At 59.6% G+C, this 15,172-nt stretch carries 21 protein-coding genes and 1 pseudogene; 14 read left to right on the forward strand and 8 right to left on the reverse strand.

The window, feature by feature from the left end; translation table 11 throughout:
* The first annotated feature begins 52 nt into the window (after positions 1–52).
* The 10 genes from AM571_RS11305 to AM571_RS11350 all read left to right on the forward strand — a co-directional run bounded on the left by AM571_RS11305 (position 53) and on the right by AM571_RS11350 (position 4,468).
* Positions 53–835: an adenosylcobinamide-GDP ribazoletransferase gene (locus AM571_RS11305; RefSeq protein WP_074061478.1), complete on the forward strand. Its 783-nt coding sequence runs from the start codon at positions 53–55 to the stop codon at positions 833–835.
* A gap of 18 nt (positions 836–853) precedes the next feature.
* Complete coding sequence (locus AM571_RS11310) at positions 854–1,060, forward strand: DUF1289 domain-containing protein (protein WP_074061479.1); 207 nt, start codon at positions 854–856, stop codon at positions 1,058–1,060.
* Positions 1,057–1,758 (forward strand): TIGR02281 family clan AA aspartic protease, encoded by a 702-nt coding sequence (locus AM571_RS11315; RefSeq protein ID WP_074061480.1) that lies wholly within the window; start codon positions 1,057–1,059, stop codon positions 1,756–1,758. Before AM571_RS11310 ends, AM571_RS11315 begins: the two co-directional genes overlap by 4 nt.
* 211 nt (positions 1,759–1,969) lie before the next feature.
* A complete protein-coding gene (locus AM571_RS11320) occupies positions 1,970–2,293 on the forward strand; it encodes an ArsR/SmtB family transcription factor (RefSeq protein ID WP_074061481.1) in 324 nt (107 codons plus the stop codon).
* A complete protein-coding gene (locus AM571_RS11325; protein ID WP_074061482.1) occupies positions 2,290–2,721 on the forward strand; it encodes an SRPBCC family protein in 432 nt (143 codons plus the stop codon). The genes AM571_RS11320 and AM571_RS11325 overlap by 4 nt, the downstream gene beginning before the upstream one ends.
* A gap of 42 nt (positions 2,722–2,763) precedes the next feature.
* Positions 2,764–2,970 (forward strand): hypothetical protein, encoded by a 207-nt coding sequence (locus AM571_RS11330; RefSeq protein ID WP_074061483.1) that lies wholly within the window; start codon positions 2,764–2,766, stop codon positions 2,968–2,970.
* A 5-nt stretch (positions 2,971–2,975) separates the two neighbouring features.
* Positions 2,976–3,443 (forward strand): DUF1801 domain-containing protein, encoded by a 468-nt coding sequence (locus AM571_RS11335; RefSeq protein WP_074063193.1) that lies wholly within the window; start codon positions 2,976–2,978, stop codon positions 3,441–3,443.
* A 44-nt stretch (positions 3,444–3,487) separates the two neighbouring features.
* Entirely contained in the window at positions 3,488–3,901 is a 414-nt protein-coding gene (locus tag AM571_RS11340) for a DUF1801 domain-containing protein (protein ID WP_420493348.1), read from the forward strand.
* A gap of 96 nt (positions 3,902–3,997) precedes the next feature.
* Positions 3,998–4,207 (forward strand): hypothetical protein, encoded by a 210-nt coding sequence (locus AM571_RS11345; protein ID WP_074061485.1) that lies wholly within the window; start codon positions 3,998–4,000, stop codon positions 4,205–4,207.
* A 33-nt stretch (positions 4,208–4,240) separates the two neighbouring features.
* Positions 4,241–4,468: a hypothetical protein gene (locus tag AM571_RS11350; protein WP_074061486.1), complete on the forward strand. Its 228-nt coding sequence runs from the start codon at positions 4,241–4,243 to the stop codon at positions 4,466–4,468.
* On the opposite strand, the gene AM571_RS11355 is transcribed toward AM571_RS11350, so the two are convergent.
* From AM571_RS11355 to AM571_RS11375, 5 genes are all read right to left on the reverse strand, one after another.
* Positions 4,440–5,201 (reverse strand): ABC transporter permease, encoded by a 762-nt coding sequence (locus tag AM571_RS11355; protein WP_074061487.1) that lies wholly within the window; start codon positions 5,199–5,201, stop codon positions 4,440–4,442. The genes AM571_RS11350 and AM571_RS11355 overlap by 29 nt on opposite strands.
* The gene (locus tag AM571_RS11360; RefSeq protein ID WP_074061488.1) at positions 5,198–6,124 is read right to left on the reverse strand and encodes an ABC transporter ATP-binding protein; all 927 of its coding nucleotides are present in this window, start codon (positions 6,122–6,124) and stop codon (positions 5,198–5,200) included. The genes AM571_RS11355 and AM571_RS11360 overlap by 4 nt, the downstream gene beginning before the upstream one ends.
* Positions 6,125–6,228: 104 nt before the next feature.
* The gene (locus AM571_RS11365; protein ID WP_074061489.1) at positions 6,229–7,050 is read right to left on the reverse strand and encodes a sulfite exporter TauE/SafE family protein; all 822 of its coding nucleotides are present in this window, start codon (positions 7,048–7,050) and stop codon (positions 6,229–6,231) included.
* Between the two features lie 327 nt (positions 7,051–7,377).
* Positions 7,378–7,728, reverse strand: a complete 351-nt coding sequence (locus AM571_RS11370; protein WP_074061490.1) for a VOC family protein — start codon at positions 7,726–7,728, stop codon at positions 7,378–7,380.
* 205 nt (positions 7,729–7,933) lie between these two features.
* On the reverse strand, positions 7,934–8,269 hold the full coding sequence (locus AM571_RS11375; protein WP_074061491.1) for an antibiotic biosynthesis monooxygenase family protein: 336 nt from the start codon (positions 8,267–8,269) through the stop codon (positions 7,934–7,936).
* Between the two features lie 261 nt (positions 8,270–8,530).
* On the opposite strand from AM571_RS11375, the gene AM571_RS11380 reads away from it, so the two are divergent.
* A complete protein-coding gene (locus AM571_RS11380) occupies positions 8,531–8,974 on the forward strand; it encodes an SRPBCC family protein (RefSeq protein ID WP_074061492.1) in 444 nt (147 codons plus the stop codon).
* Between the two features lie 178 nt (positions 8,975–9,152).
* Here AM571_RS11380 and AM571_RS11385 read toward each other — a convergent pair whose 3' ends face one another.
* Together AM571_RS11385 and AM571_RS11390 are read right to left on the reverse strand one after the other, a co-directional pair.
* Positions 9,153–10,442, reverse strand: coding sequence for an extensin family protein (locus AM571_RS11385; protein WP_074061493.1), 1,290 nt, complete (start codon positions 10,440–10,442; stop codon positions 9,153–9,155).
* A 110-nt stretch (positions 10,443–10,552) separates the two neighbouring features.
* Positions 10,553–12,367, reverse strand: a complete 1,815-nt coding sequence (locus AM571_RS11390) for a methyl-accepting chemotaxis protein (RefSeq protein WP_074063194.1) — start codon at positions 12,365–12,367, stop codon at positions 10,553–10,555.
* A 296-nt stretch (positions 12,368–12,663) separates the two neighbouring features.
* On the opposite strand from AM571_RS11390, the gene AM571_RS11395 reads away from it, so the two are divergent.
* Together AM571_RS11395 and AM571_RS11400 are read left to right on the forward strand one after the other, a co-directional pair.
* Positions 12,664–13,050, forward strand: a complete 387-nt coding sequence (locus AM571_RS11395) for an acyl-CoA thioesterase (protein WP_074061494.1) — start codon at positions 12,664–12,666, stop codon at positions 13,048–13,050.
* Between the two features lie 5 nt (positions 13,051–13,055).
* Positions 13,056–13,643 carry a hypothetical protein gene (locus tag AM571_RS11400; RefSeq protein ID WP_074061495.1) on the forward strand — a complete coding sequence of 196 codons (588 nt, stop codon included), beginning with the start codon at positions 13,056–13,058 and terminating at the stop codon, positions 13,641–13,643.
* Between the two features lie 166 nt (positions 13,644–13,809).
* Here the strand turns inward: AM571_RS11400 and AM571_RS11405 are convergent, their stop codons facing one another.
* Positions 13,810–14,622 (reverse strand): oxidoreductase, encoded by an 813-nt coding sequence (locus AM571_RS11405; protein WP_074061496.1) that lies wholly within the window; start codon positions 14,620–14,622, stop codon positions 13,810–13,812.
* 86 nt (positions 14,623–14,708) lie between these two features.
* Here AM571_RS11405 and AM571_RS11410 point away from each other — a divergent pair.
* Positions 14,709–15,131 (forward strand): annotated as a pseudogene (locus AM571_RS11410) (winged helix-turn-helix transcriptional regulator).
* The last annotated feature ends 41 nt before the right edge of the window (positions 15,132–15,172 follow it).

Here is a 15,172-nt window from a genome sequence, read left to right on the forward strand (position 1 = left end):
CAGGCCTCACAACTCCCAAAGCGTCGCACTTTTCATGCATGAAGTTGGAGACATGAACATCAAGGCCTATGCGCTCGACACTGCCCGCGCCGTCGCTTTTCTGAGCAGGCTTCCCGTGCCGCAATGGGTTTTTTCCGCAGACGACGGCAAGCTCACCCGCACGGTGCGCGCCTTCCCGCTCGCCGGCATTTTGATCGGGCTTCTTCCGGCCCTCGTCTTTCTCATTCTCCTTGGCCTGCGCGCCGACCGTCTGATGGCGGCGTTCGTCGCACTCGCCGTCCAGACGCTCATCACCGGCGCACTGCACGAAGACGGGCTATCCGACACTGCCGACGGCATCGGCGGCGGACGTGACCGCGCCCACGCGCTGGCGATCATGAAGGACAGCCGCATCGGCAGCTACGGCGCGATTGCCCTCGTCTTCTCGCTGGCACTTCGCGCCGCAGCGCTTGCTGCCATCGCCCGCGAGGTCGCCCCGCTTGCCGCCGCCTTCGCCATCCCCGCGGGCGGTTGCCTCAGCCGTGCCGCGCTCGTCTGGCACTGGCACCGTCTGCCGCCGGCAAAGACGGATGGCATCGCCGCCTCCTCGGGCCAACCCGGCGAAAGCGCAATGCACGTCGCGCTGGTGTCCGCCTGCCTCTTTTCGGCCCTTCTCGTCTGGCCGGCGCTCGGCCTGCTGGCGCTTGTCTGCAGCCTGCTTGCAACGGGCATCGCCGTCATCGCCTTCACGCTCTATATGCGCCGCAAGCTTGCCGGACATACGGGCGACACGCTCGGCGCTGCGCAGCAGATTTCCGAAATCGCAGCCTTCTGCGCCCTTGCCACGGCCTTGTGAAATCACGATATTCCGCTCATGCAAACGCCCTGCATCCACGTATGCTCAATCGATCCCGCTACCGGCTTTTGTACGGGTTGCGGCCGCACGCTTCAGGAGATCGGCAACTGGATGTCCTTTTCGGATGAAGAAAGGCAGCGCATCACGACTGTCCTTGCCGCGCGCCTCTGCGAACCGGCGGCCCCGATCCGCGAGGCGGCCGCAATGCCGGACCATCGTTCATGAACCGGCTCGGGCTCTTCCTTCTGATCCTCGGGATCGGGCTTGCGGTGCTCGTCTACAACCATGACAGCGATCGCGTGCTCGGCATGAACATCGACGACTTCGGGCGCATGGTCTATCTCCTGCCGATCGTGCTGATGCTGTCTGCCGGCATTTGGGCAAGCCGCCGCAGCGCCGGCGAAACCATGCGCAACCTGATGATCTGGCTGGTCATCATCCTGGCCCTGGCAACGGTCTATCTCTACCGCCAGGACCTGTTGGGCGTCGGCAACCGCCTTCTAGCCGGTCTCGTGCCCGGCCGGGCCGTCGTCGTCACCACCAGCGATGGCAGCAACGAGGTCATCCTGCACAAGCTGCTGAACGGCCATTTCGAGGCCGACGTTTCGGTCAACGGCCGGACGATCCCGATGCTTGTCGATACCGGCGCCAGCATGGTGGCCTTGTCGCATACGGACGCAGAGCGCATCGGCATCATCCCCGAAAATCTCACCTATTCGATGACCGTCATGACGGCGAACGGCCGAGCACGCGCCGCCCCCGTGATGCTCGACCGCATCGCCATCGGCCCCATCGTGCGCACCGACGTCGCCGCCAGCGTCGCCGAAGACGGCGCACTCGACAAGAGCCTGCTCGGCATGAGCTTTCTCCAAACGCTGGGTTCCCTGCAGATGCAGACGGATGAACTGAGAATGCGCGACTAGGTTGTGCAATCGGATCACCACCACCACCCGCTTCGCCACATCGCAGCGGTAAAGCGTCATCGATGACAATAATTGCACCATGCATAGCCTACGGGGTATATTAAGTTGCCCCTTTGACAATGCGCGTCCCTGTTCCATACCGATTTTGCCTTGACTCACTCATACCTACATGACTATACGTCAATCCATAGCCAGCGGAGTATGGATCCAAATGTCGAACGATCCCGATATGCTCTTCAGAACGCTCGCCGACCCGACCCGGCGGGCTCTCTTCGAGCGGCTGTGCCGCGAAGGAGAAAAGACGGTCGGGGCCTTGACGGCCCGGGCCGAGGTCTCCCAGCCGGTCGTCTCAAAGCATCTGGGAGTCCTGAAGCAGGCGGGGCTGGTACGCGACCGCCACGAAGGCCGCCACACGCACTACAGCGCGCAGCTTGCAGCCCTCGCCCCGCTGATCGACTGGACAAGCCAGATGGCGGGTTTCTGGCAGAGCCGGTTCAACGATCTCGAAGATCTGCTCAAAAGGATGGATCAATGAACAAAGCCGCGACCCAAACGCTTTCCGTCATCGTCGAACGGGAGATTCCCTTTCCGCCGGAAAAGATCTGGCGCGCGCTCACGCAGCCACACCTGATTAAGGAGTGGCTCATGACGAACGACTTCAAGCCAGATATAGGGCACCGTTTCAATCTTCGCGGAGACTGGGGCGGCGTGCTGGACTGCGAGGTCCTCGCCGTGGAGCCGAACAGAACGCTGTCCTACACCTGGAACTTTGCACACAACGATGCGGCCTATAATCTGCAGAGCGTTGTGACCTTCACGCTCACCCCAACCGACACGGGCACCCATCTGCGCATGGAGCAGTCGGGCTTCCGGCCGGATCAGAAGCAGGCGTACGGGGGTGCAAAGGCAGGGTGGCAGCAGTTCTTCGCAAACCTGGAACAGGTCTTGTCGCGGGCAGACTGAGGTCGCGCCTTGCCCTTCGGCTGATACTCAAAGGAGGTTCCATTGAACTGGAGTCATTGGATTCGGCAGTTCCACCGCTGGCTGTCCATCGCCTTTGCGGCGACCGTCGTCGCCAACTTCGTCGCTATGGGATCGGAAGAGCCCCGCAGCTGGATCGTCTACTCGCCACTGCTGCCGCTATTCTTGCTCATGCTCACGGGACTTTACATGTTCGTGCGGCCTTATGTCGCGAAGTGGCGGGAGGCATGAGCAACATGGACCGCAAGACGGACAGGAAGTCGGCGACGGCCGCAAACGGGGCCACTGCCAAACCGCCCTCCACAGAACCAGTCCTTCTCTCAGGCGGCAACCCCCAGATCGCCAAGGGTTACGGCGAGGCCCCCGTGCAGGCCTACATCGCGGCCATGCCGGGCTGGAAGAGCGACGTCGGGCGACGTCTGGACGCGCTCATCGAGCGCACAGTCCCTGGCGTGCGCAAGGCGGTCAAATGGAACTCGCCCTTCTATGGTGTCGAGGACCATGTCTGGTTCCTCAGCTTTCATTGCTTCACGAAATACGTGAAAGTGACGTTCTTCCGCGGGGCATTGCTGCGCCCTCTTCCCCCCGGCCGATCCAAGCACAAGGACGTGCGCTATCTCGACATCCATGAGGGCGAACTCGACGAATCTCAGTTCGCCGATTGGGTGGAGCAAGCCAGCCGGCTGCCCGGCGAACGACTGTAAGCGACCATTATGATGAAAGCGACAACCACATGAAGAAGAACGCCATGAAGGAAGCAGAAGCCTCTCCGTCTCAGCTGATCGATGCGAAAGTAGCCGCGCTAGGCGATTGGCGGGGCAAGACGCTCGCCAGGCTCCGAAGCCTCATCAAGGAGGCCGACACCGAGGTGGTCGAGGAGGTAAAATGGAGAAAGCCCTCGAACATGTTGGGGGTTCCCGTGTGGAACCACGCCGGCATCATCTGCACCGGCGAGACCTACAAGAACGCTGTGAAGCTGACCTTCGCCAAGGGCGCCTCATTGGAGGATCCTTCAGGTCTCTTCAACTCCAGTCTCGAAGGCAACACGAGGCGTGCCATCGATTTCCATGAGAGCGATGTGATCGACGAAGAAGCCTTCAAGGCGCTCATTCGCGCCGCCGTGGCACTGAACACCTCGCAGGACAGATCAAAGCGTGCCTGAGGAGCAGCGCAGCTCGGCGCCCAGCTCTATATTCTTCAACCCATGGAACATTGCGTCGCGCATCCGGGTTGAAAGGATTGAAAGGAGGCGCTGGCCATGGAAAATCCCTCGAAGCAACTCGCGGACGAATATCTGCGCCTTGGCGGCCATCGCCGAGCGGTGATCGACGATAACATCGTGTCCACCCGCTGCTGGGAAAAAGATACGCCCGAGGCCGCACAGTTCTGGAAAGACCGCATAGATACCCTGGATGCCGCCCACCGCAGGCAGGTCGTATCCTTCCTGCCAACAATCAATAGGATCTGATCGCCCGCCACATTCAGGGGCGGGAGGCAGGTCTTGTCGCAGCGCCAGGCCGGGGTATCGAGGTTCTTGCCGGCATCGGCCGCACGCGCTTCGCAAATCGGTCAATACCAGTCGAGGTTCGATGCCAAAGACGGCACCACGATGAACGCCAGCACCTTCCGCAACGACAAGCTTGTTGCGGTCGTCGATCGCCTCCGGCGTGACCTGGATCGCATCGTTTCGCAGGCCGGCTTCAGTTCCGCAGCCGGTACCCTGTCTTGAAAATCCAGCCAAGTGTCGCAAGGCAGATCGCCAGGAACATGGTGATCATCCCAAGGCTGAGCAGCGGATTGACGTCGGCGATGCCATAGAAACTCCATCGGAAGCCGCTCACCAGGTAGAGCACCGGATTGAAGTGGCTGACGGCCTGCCAGAAGGGCGGCAGCATATTGATCGAATAGAAGCTGCCACCGAGGAAGGTCAGCGGCGGCACGACGAGCATCGGGATCAGGTTCAATTGCTCGAAGTTGCCTGCCCATATGCCGATCATGAAGCCGAACAGGCTGAACGTCACTGCCGTCAGCAGGAAGAACAGGATCATCATGAAGGGATGCTCGATCCTCACCTCCACGAAGGCATTTGCCGTCAGAAGGATAATGAGCCCGATCAGCAGCCCTTTGGTGGCCGCAGCTCCCACATAGCCGAGCAGGATCTCCGTCATCGCAACCGGCGCTGACAGCACCTCGTAGATCGTACCGGTGAATTTCGGGAAATAGATGCCGAAGGAACCGTTGCCGATGCATTGCCCGAGCAGCGTCAGCATGATGAGACCCGGCGTGATGAAGGCGCCGTAGGAAACGCCCTCCACCTCTTGGATACGCGAACCGATCGCCGCGCCGAAGACGATGAAATAGAGCGAGGTGGAAATGACCGGAGAAAAGACGCTCTGCAGCAGCGTGCGGCGCGTGCGCGCCATTTCGAAGAAATAGATCGACTTGATGGCTTCGAAGTTCATTTCGTGCCTCCCACGAGCGCCACGAAGATATCCTCGAGCGAACTCTGCCGCGTCGAAAGATCCTTGAAGTGGATGTTCTGCGCCGCAAGCCGGGTGAGCAACGCGGCAATGCTCTCCTGCTCGCTATGCGCATCGAAATCGTATATCAGGCGGTTTCCGTCGGGTTCCAGCGACAGACCGTTTCCGGAGAAACAGTCGGGCAGCTTGTCGAGCGGTTCGGCAAGCTCGAGGATCAGCTGCTTTCGGCCGAGCTTCGTCATCAGCGCGGTCTTGTCTTCGACCAGCAGCAGCTTGCCGCCGTTGATCACGCCGACGCGGTCGGCGATCTCTTCGGCCTCTTCGATGTAATGCGTCGTCAGGATGATGGTAACGCCGGACTCGCGCAGCCTTTCCACGACCCGCCACATATCCTTGCGCAGCGTCACGTCGACGCCTGCCGTCGGCTCGTCGAGGAAGAGGATCTCCGGCTCGTGGCTGAGTGCCTTGGCGATCAGCACGCGCCGCTTCATGCCGCCGGAAAGCTCCCGCAGCATATTGTCCTTCTTGTTCCACAGCGAAAGGTCGCGCAAGACCTTTTCGATATGCGCCGGGTTCGGTTTCTTGCCGTGCAGGCCGCGCGAAAAGCTCACCGTATTCCATACGGTCTCGAACTGATCGGTCGTCAGTTCCTGCGGCACGAGCCCGATCATCGTCCGCGTCGCGCGGAAGTCCTTGACGACATCGTGCCCGGCGACCAGCACCTGGCCGCTGCTCGGATTGACGATGCCGCAGATGATCGAAATCATCGTCGTCTTGCCCGCGCCGTTCGGTCCGAGCAGAGCCAGGATCTCGCCCTTCTCGACATCGAGATCGATGCCTTTCAGCGCCTCGAACCCGTTGGCATAGCTTTTTGTGAGATTTCGGATGGAAATGATGGGTGCCATTGCGGATTTCTTGAGTATTTCCTCGTTTTTCGTCCGCTATATAGCCCCTTTATTGAACTTTGACATCCTGCCGACGCTGAACAGACTATTCAGCGAAAGCATCTTTATGCGTAGATGCTGATGAGGAACCGCGCGGCAGTAACGATCAGGAAGATGCCAAAGCCGATCTCCAATTGACGCTTGCTCATCCGATGCGCAAGCCGCGCGCCGATCGGCGCGACATACATCGTCAGCGGAATGATGAACACCACGGCGATCCAGCTGACGTAGCCGGTCGAAAACGGTGGCAGGCCCGATACACCCCAACCGGCCCAGGCATAGCCAAACAATCCCGGCAGCGAGATCAGCACGCCAACCCCCGCAGACGTCGCCACCGCCTGGTGCATCGGCCGAGAGAAGAGCGTCATGAAGGTATTGTTGAGAACGCCGCCACCGATCCCCATCAGGCCGGAAAGAATACCGATGCCTGTCCCGACCAGGAACTTGAATGGATTATCCGGCAAATCGCTACCGAGCCGCCAGCTCGCGCGGTTAAACAACATGCGCAAAGCGACGACCAGCGCGACCGTTGCAAAGATGAATCGCAAGGTGACGCTCGACGCTTCCGAGGCAATCACCGCCGCGACGATTGCGCCGAGTGGCACCGCGATGATCCAGCCGTTCAAAAGCTTCTGGTCGACCGCCCCATGATTGCGATGCGCCATATAGGACCTGAGCGACGTCGGGACGATAATCGCAAGCGAGGTACCGACCGAAAGGTGCATGCGCACCGCCTCCGGCACATCGAGCAAGCCGAATACCTGATAGAAGACCGGAACGAGGATCGCGCCGCCGCCAATGCCGAGGAGACCGGCAAGCAGCCCCGCTACCGCGCCCGCAGCCGCCATCATCGGCGCAAAAAGGGCAAGCTCCGAAAGGGCCGGCATCGCGATCTCCCCTACTTCCAAGCAGGCCGGATCACGGAAAGGAAAATCAGCCGCAGGTTTTATTTGTCATCAAGCGGTGATCTTCTTCGCAGATAAGAAGTGTCGAGGCAAGCAACGGCTCCCGCGCCGCCGCCCATCCGTTCGCGGAACCGTATCCAGGGCGCTCGTTACGTCCGATCTCCGCTGCCTCGTGTATGGTAAGCAGTCATGCCAGTAATCCTACCCGGCCGCGCGTTCCCCTCCCCGGCCGGCCCAGCTTGAGCCGGCTCCGGAGCCGGCTTTCTTTTGCGCGGGAAAAGCATCCGCTTCCTGGCATACCGCATTAGATCAAGCGTGCCTCAGAATATTCACCAGCCGGCCGAAAGGGTCGCGCACGTAAAACCGCCGCACCCCCCAAGGCTCGCTCGCCGGACCATATTCCACCGCGATGCCTTCGCCGATGACCCGCTGATAGACCTCGTCGAGATTGTCGACTTCGATAGAAAGATCGGGCACCGGCGTCCCGGAGCCGCCTTCGATCGCAAAGCTGACCTGCGGCCTGGTGCTCGCATCCGCCGCATAAGTCACGATCCACCCATGATCCATGACGACATCCATGCCGAGGATGCCCTGATAGAAAGCCTTGGCGGCTTTTATATCGGAAACCACGATGTTCGCGACAATGCGTTTGACGCTCATTTCGTCCTCCCCGGTAGCCTGCCATGGCTCAATTCCTCGGTCGCAATGGTGGAACGTAATCTGGACGTCCTATGCGGCAGCTAGGTCAGGTCAGTTGCCTCTGGTTGGCCAATACTTCCTTTTTCTGCGCTTGGCCGAAGAGGAACTGCCCATACCGGCTCCAAATGCGGTCATCAGACGCATGCCGATCTGCTTCCGTCGCAGTTTACTGCTTCGCAAAGTCAAACCCATAGGCTCGCTGAACAAGTGCCACTCGAATTTCGTATCGGGAGTACCAGTCTTTGCGTCCTCGACGTTGTGCTTCGACATGATCGACGACCGACTTCCACGCACGGATGCTTGCCTCGTCCTTCCAGTAGGAGATTAATATGCCGAAGCCGTCTGCTCCGCGAGCACTTTCGAAGCCAAGATAACCCGGTTGTCGACTTGCGAGTTCGGTCATTGCATGGCCCATCTCGCCATAACCATCGTCCACATCCGTTCGCTGCGAGGTGAAGCTGACCATATAGTACGGAGGGGCTGGTAAAGAGGAAATGCGCATCGAATGTCTCGCTTGTTGACGAAAAACATGCCGCTCAATTCATATACTTAGTGATAGTAGGTCGCTGCAATTACTTCCGTATCGCAAGGACCGGTGGTGGCGCAAAGCGGAGGATTTGTTTTTCCAACGATGGCTGATCTCGCTCAAATCGTACCTCGCAGGTCTCAGCAATCTTTGCTTCAACAACAGGTCGGTGTCGGATTAACAAAGCCCCGTTCGTCCTTAGGATCGTCAATTTCATCATTGAAAAGGATCACAACCATGCCGAACACAATACGCTTGCATCGCGTCCTGGCAACCAGCCCGGAGAAGATCTACCGCGCGTTTCTCGAAGCGGATGCGCTCGCCAAGTGGCTTCCCCCTGACGGCTTTACCTGCACAGTGCACCACTTCGAATCGACAGTCGGCGGAAAGTTCAAAATGTCCTTCCGGAATTTCACAACAGGAAAAAGCCACGCATTTGGTGGCGAATATGTCGAGCTCGTCCCGGCAGAACGGCTGCGCTACACGGACAAATTCGACGACCCTAACCTGCCTGGCGAAATGGAAGTCACTGTGATCTTGAAGAAAGTTTCGGTCGGTACCGAGTTGGAGATAACGCAGGCAGGTGTGCCCGACGTTATTCCACCAGAGGCTTGTTACCTCGGCTGGCAGGAGTCGCTGCAAAACCTGGCACGGCTTGTCGAGCCGGAGATCAATGAGTAGCAATCAGGATCAAGCAAAGGCTATCGGAATCGGATCGCGAGATCTTCGCGGTTCGATCTGAAACTCGGCTTGAGAGAATTAGCTTGAATCGGCCATTGCCAAGGCGGAGCGATCCTCCTGGCTTTTGGCGCCGGCTGCCACCGCTACCCTCCAGTCCCGCATCCGTAGCCCACCAGGATTAACCGCAATAGACCCTGCCGCCTTTGCGGGATCTGAGATCGAAGTGAAAATGGTTCCAGTGCTCCGGATTGCTACCGGGGCCGAGCACGGTGTTGAAGTACCGGCAGCTGTCGGAACGCACAGCCCTCAGCAGCCTGCCCTCGCGGAAAGAGAAGAGGCCCTTCCTGCGCACGTCGATCTGGTGGCCGTTCTTCAGCACGAACTTGCCGACGTCGATCGCGTTGCCGCGTGCGTGTTCGGACATCGGATTGTATCTCTGGCGGCTGTTGTTCATGCGCCGGCAGGAATAACCGCCGAGCGGCTGGATCGTCTTGACACCGGACCAGTAGCGAAAACGGGCCGATGGCGCGAGCTCGTTCTTCACCCATTTGGCGAAGGCAAGTGTCACCTGGCAATTCAGCGTCACCGCAGGCCTCACGCCGATATTGCCGGAAAGCCCCTGCAGCGAGACCGGATAAGGCACCTGGCAGGACGGGCCGTCGTTGATCGCCGGCTTATCGGCGAAGATCACGCCCATGCGTTTCAACTCGCGGCGGCAGGCAAGCTCTGAGGCCGGCATCACGTTCGGGTCCGGGGCAACCGGTCGGCTCATCATCGGGTCGTTCGGCCTGAGCATCGCCACGTCCTGGCTCTCGTCCTCTTCCGGAACGCGCGACGGCTCGATCACCGAACTGCCGTCGTTCCACACGGGGGCACGGCTCATTTCCGCCTGGGCGGCGGACCGCGGCATGGCCGTCCGGTTCAATTGCGTCGGATTGTCGGTGCCGATCCCGTCGACCACAGGTTCAGCCGAGTTTCCTTCGGCGATCTGCATGTGCTGTTCCTGCGCCAGCCCGACGACGGGCTCCGCGCCAAGCTCGGCATCCATGTTGACGCCGCCGGAAGGCACGGAAAGCTGCTGGGTGCCGCCCCAGTTCTGAGGCTGCCCCTGCGCTTGCGCCAGATTCTCATCACCATGGACTGCCGGCAGCTTCCTCGGCATCGGCTGGCTGCCGGGGCGCGCAGAATGTCCGGTGCCCGCAAGGTTCGGCGTGTCGAGATAATCGATCGAGCCTTCGGTGTTCGATACCGGTGCATTGGAAACAGGATAGGACGGTTGGGCGTCGGCGGGTGCCATGCGCATCGCGCCTTGACCCGGCATCGGCGAGATCGAACTCACCTTCGTGCCCCGGTCGACGCTTGCCGGCGGTATCATGCCGTCGCTGATGGAACAGGTCGCAAGGCTGGTGGATATCAGCACCGGCAGCGCGACGCGCCGCAAAAGGGAGGTAGACACAATACTCTCCATCGCTCCCGCAGCCCTGCTTGCATTGAAGAATTTGGCTCGAATTTAACTAAAAACGATGAATGAAAGCTTACCCCGCAAGTGGAGAAGGGCAGGCCCGGCTCGACCGCTGATCAAGCTGCAAGTCGCGCGTTACGCTGCGACGCGCGCGAGTCGAGGCGGAACTTGGCAAGCAGCGTACGAAGCTGACTGCTCTCTTCGGCAAGCGTCTGGCTCGCCGCCGTCGTTTCCTCCACCATGGCAGCGTTCTGCTGGGTCATCTGATCCATGTGGTTGACGGAGGTGTTGATCTCGTGGAGGCCCGTAGCCTGCTCTCGCGCGGCGGTGGCAATTGTATTCACATGGTCGTTGACCTTGTTCACCAGCGTCTCGATCTCGACCAGAGCATCGCCCGTGGAGCGAACCAGCGCCACACCGGATTCAACTTCCGCCGCCGAGTTGCTGATCAGTGTCTTGATCTCCTTGGCGGCATTTGCCGAACGTTGCGCGAGTTCGCGAACCTCTTGCGCGACGACCGCAAAGCCCCGGCCGGCCTCGCCTGCGCGTGCGGCCTCGACACCTGCATTGAGCGCCAAAAGGTTGGTCTGGAAGGCGATCTCGTCAATCACCCCGATGATCTGGCCGATCCGGCTGGAGGACTCCTCAATCCGGCTCATCGCGCTAACCGCATTCCGTACGATTTCACCGGATTTCCCAGCACTCGCCTTGGTCTCGGCGACCATCTCGCGGGCTTCGGTCGCCCGTTCGGACGCGGTCCGCACCGTTGCGGTGATCTCATCGAGTGCGGCTGCCGTCTCTTCGAGCGCAGCAGCCTGCTGCTCGGTGCGCTTCGACAGATTGTTGGTGGCCTCGCTGATACCCGATGCGTTGTCGTTCACGACATTGCTCGATTCGGCGATCGCCTGGATGACGTCGTTGAGGGCGCCGACGGCAGCATTGAAGTCGGAGCGCAGCTTTGAATAGTCCTCGCCCAGATCGCCGATCGAAACCGTGAGGTCGCCCATTGCAAGCTTCTCGAGGCCGGCGCCCAGCGCCTGCATCGCGTGGTTCTGGCGCTCGGCTGCAGCACGCAGGCTCTCTTCATTGCCTCGGCGTTCGCCGTCGATCTCGCGCTGGCGCTCGTCTTCACGGGCACGCATTCTGCTGCGGTCGAGCATCGAGTCGCGCAATACCAGCAGGGCCTTTGCCATGTGGCCGATCTCGTCACGCCGGTCGCTGTCGGAGACTTCGACCGCACCGTTTTCGCCGGCGATCTCATGCATCGCCGCGCCGATGCGTGCGACAGGTGCGGTAACGCTCTTGACGATCGCATAGGCAACGGAAACGATGATTGCAGCCCCGATCGCGCAAAATATCGCCGTCCAGATCGCATTCTGCCAGTAGAGCGCTGCAAGATCGTCGGAATAGACGCCGGTGCCGACGATCCAGCCCCATGGCTCGAAGCCAGCAACGTGCGAGTATTTCAGGACGGGCTGATCAGCACCCGGTTTAGGCCAATAGTAGTCGACAAAACCCTCGCCATGGGCCTTCACGACATTGACGAACTCCATGAAAAGGAATTTGCCGGCCGGGTCCTTGTTCTGCGAAAGGTCGGTACCGTTCAGCTCCGGCTTGATCGGGTGCATCACCATGACAGGGCGCATGTCGTTGATCCAGAAGTAGCCGCTGCCGCCATAGCGCATGGCGGCGACCACGTCTTTGGCAGCCTTTTGCGCCTCATCGCGCGTCAGCGTCCCTGCCTGTTCCATCTTGTAGTATTTCTGCAGGATGTTGACCGCCGTCGAGTCCATCTGCGCAAGACCCGATTTTCTCTCCATTTCCAGTTCGGAATAAGAATAGTTCAGAAAGAAAATCATCGTCGCGACAAAGATCGCCAGCGTCAGGCCGACGAGACAATAGAGACGCGTTGATATCTTGATGTTACGCATGAATTCCCCCGGCATTCCCATGCAGAATCGATTTTTCGATGATGAGTAGGATCCATTACTGGACGGTGAACTAATATTAGAGTGAGGCGACATAACGTTACGGAAGGTGTGGTCGCCCACGGTCCGTCTCGCGTTGCAACAGACTGAATTGTCTTTGATTCTCATATCGAAGCGATTTATTTCAGCACCCGCGGCGGCCCTTGCATAAACCGCTTGTCGTTTGCGTGTTCATTTCGCGTGCGCTTTGCATTACCGTGCGGGCGGAATCGAAACCTGAAACATCGCGAAGTGGGACCATGACCGAGACCGTAAGGCCGAAAGGCGAATTGACGCTCCGCACGCTTGCCATGCCCGGCGATGCCAACCCCGCAGGCGATATCTTCGGCGGATGGGTTATGGCGCAGATGGACCTGGCGAGCGGGATTCGCGCCGCCGAACGCGCCAGGGGCCGCGTGGTCACCGCAGCTGTCAAGGAAATGGCCTTCCAGTTGCCGGTGAAGATCGGCGACACGCTTTCGGTCTTTACCGATATCGACCGCGTCGGCCGCACCTCGATTACCCTTTGCGTCGAGGCCTGGGCGCACCGTTCTCGCTACAACAAGATGGAAAAGGTCACGGCCGGCACCTTCATCATGGTGGCGCTCGACGAGAACGGGGCGCCGAAGCCGGTCCCCGAGGATTGACATCTATGCAGGCGGCGGCGACACCGGAGGTCTTCGTTTATATCCGCGCCATAATGGCGATGATCATCGGTCTCAGTCTCACCCGCCTGCTCACGGGCCTCGCCGGCATCGTACAGTCGCCAAAGAAACACCGCGTCTACCATGTCCATCTCGGCTGGGTCGCATCGATGTTCCTCTTCATCATCCATTTCTGGTGGTGGGAGTATCGCCTCGGCTCGCTGGTCGTCATCACCTTCGGCGTTTACCTCTTCCTGATCAGCTTCTGCTGCCTGTTCTATTTCCTCAGCGTCCTGCTCTTCCCCACCTCGATCGAGGAGTATGGCGACTACGAGGACTATTTCATCTCCCGGCGCATCTGGTTCTTCGGCATGCTGGCGCTGACCTATGGCGTGGACCTCGGCGATACCTGGCTGAAGGGCGAGGCTTATGTCCATGTGCTCGGCCGGGAATACCTCATCCGCAACCTCGCCTATATCGCCTCTTGCGCCGTCGCGGCTTGGACGCGCAACCGGCGCTTCCACATCGCCTTCGTCACCCTCGGCCTGCTCTATCAGATCAGCTGGATCTTTCGGCTCTACGATGTGCTTGGGTGAGGTGCGCTTGGGGCTCCGTGTCATCGCGCGGAGCGGGTGAATTCAGCTTTTATGGCGACGATTGGTCTTGTCCATCCTCTTCCTGTGCTGTGACGGCGTGCACGAGGGCGCACGCGCCGGGTTGGGGCTGGTTTTCGCACTTCTGGGCGCTGTATTTCTCACTGGCTTAGGCTGGAAAGCCATTGAACTTACGCAAGATTCCGTCAATTACTCGTTCCGGCAGGTAGCGACGCAGGGCGCGGACCTGACCGGACTGCTTGCCGGCAGTGTAGCGCAGGTTGGGCTTCTTCGCCTTCGCGGCCTTGATCACCGTGTCCGCAACGACCTGCGGAGCGTCTCCATCTTCGACCCACTTGCGCATCAGGATTTCGCTGCGCGCCCGCTCGGAAGCATATACTGGCAGCGGCTTATCGGCGCGCGTCAGATTTTCTTCGAACGAGGTGCGCGTCACTCCGGGTTCGACGAGCACAACACGGATACCAAAAGCGCGCACCTCATGATCGAGTGATTCCGAGTAGCCTTCGATGGCATGCTTAGTCGAGGCATAGAAGGCATTGAACGGAGACGGGATCAGGCCAAGGATCGAACTCATGTTGATGATCCGACCGCTTTTCTGTGCACGCATGACTGGCAATACTGCATTGACGATGCGAGCAACTCCAAACACGTTGACGTCGAACAGTCGCTGTGCCTGGGCAATGGAAGACTCTTCCGCACCACCGAGGAGGCCTACGCCGGCATTATTAACGACCAGGTCGATGCGTCCGGTCTGCGTGATGATCTCGGCAATCATTGCCTGTACCGAGGCTTCGTCCGTGACGTCGCAGACGAGCATCGTTATGCCTTGCGGACCGACCACCGGTTTGCGGCTGGTGCCGAACACGCGATATCCGGCCTTAACCAATGCTTGCGCGGTTACAAGTCCAATGCCCGAGGAAGCACCGGTCACTAACGCGACGCCGCTGTTTTGACTGCTCATGTCGTCCTCTTTCAATTGGAGTGGATCGCTGTCCGGACCGGTGTTACTATCTTTTCGATATCGTGTCACTATCGAAAAGATACTAAATGGAAAATAATTCGCTTTCCCAGTGCCCTGTCGCACGCGCCCTTCAGTCGGTTGGCGATACGTGGAGCGTTCTTCTCCTCAGGGATGCCCATGCAGGACTCACTCGTTTTGGCCAGTTCAGGAAGAGCCTCGGCATCGTGCCAACCATGCTAACGAAGCGCTTAAGGCTTTGACGAGAGATGGGTTGATGGAAAAGCGCCTTTGTTGCGAACATCCGCCCCGCGATGAATATGTTCTCACGGAAGCGGGTCGCGATTTCCTGCCGGTCCTGATGATGATCGGTGCGTGGGCGCAACGTTACTGCGACCATCGGGATGTTGCTGATGAAACGGGTTTAGATATTGGAGCCGGTGGCAATCGATGCCGTCACGGCAACAAAGCTCGGGACCGTAAAGATTCGCATGGGTAGCGGCTTGTTTTAGAGAAGAACCGAGGCCTGTCAGTCGGCGAGCACAGATCGTAC

This window comes from Rhizobium etli 8C-3, assembly GCF_001908375.1.
Classification (GTDB): domain Bacteria; phylum Pseudomonadota; class Alphaproteobacteria; order Rhizobiales; family Rhizobiaceae; genus Rhizobium; species Rhizobium etli_B.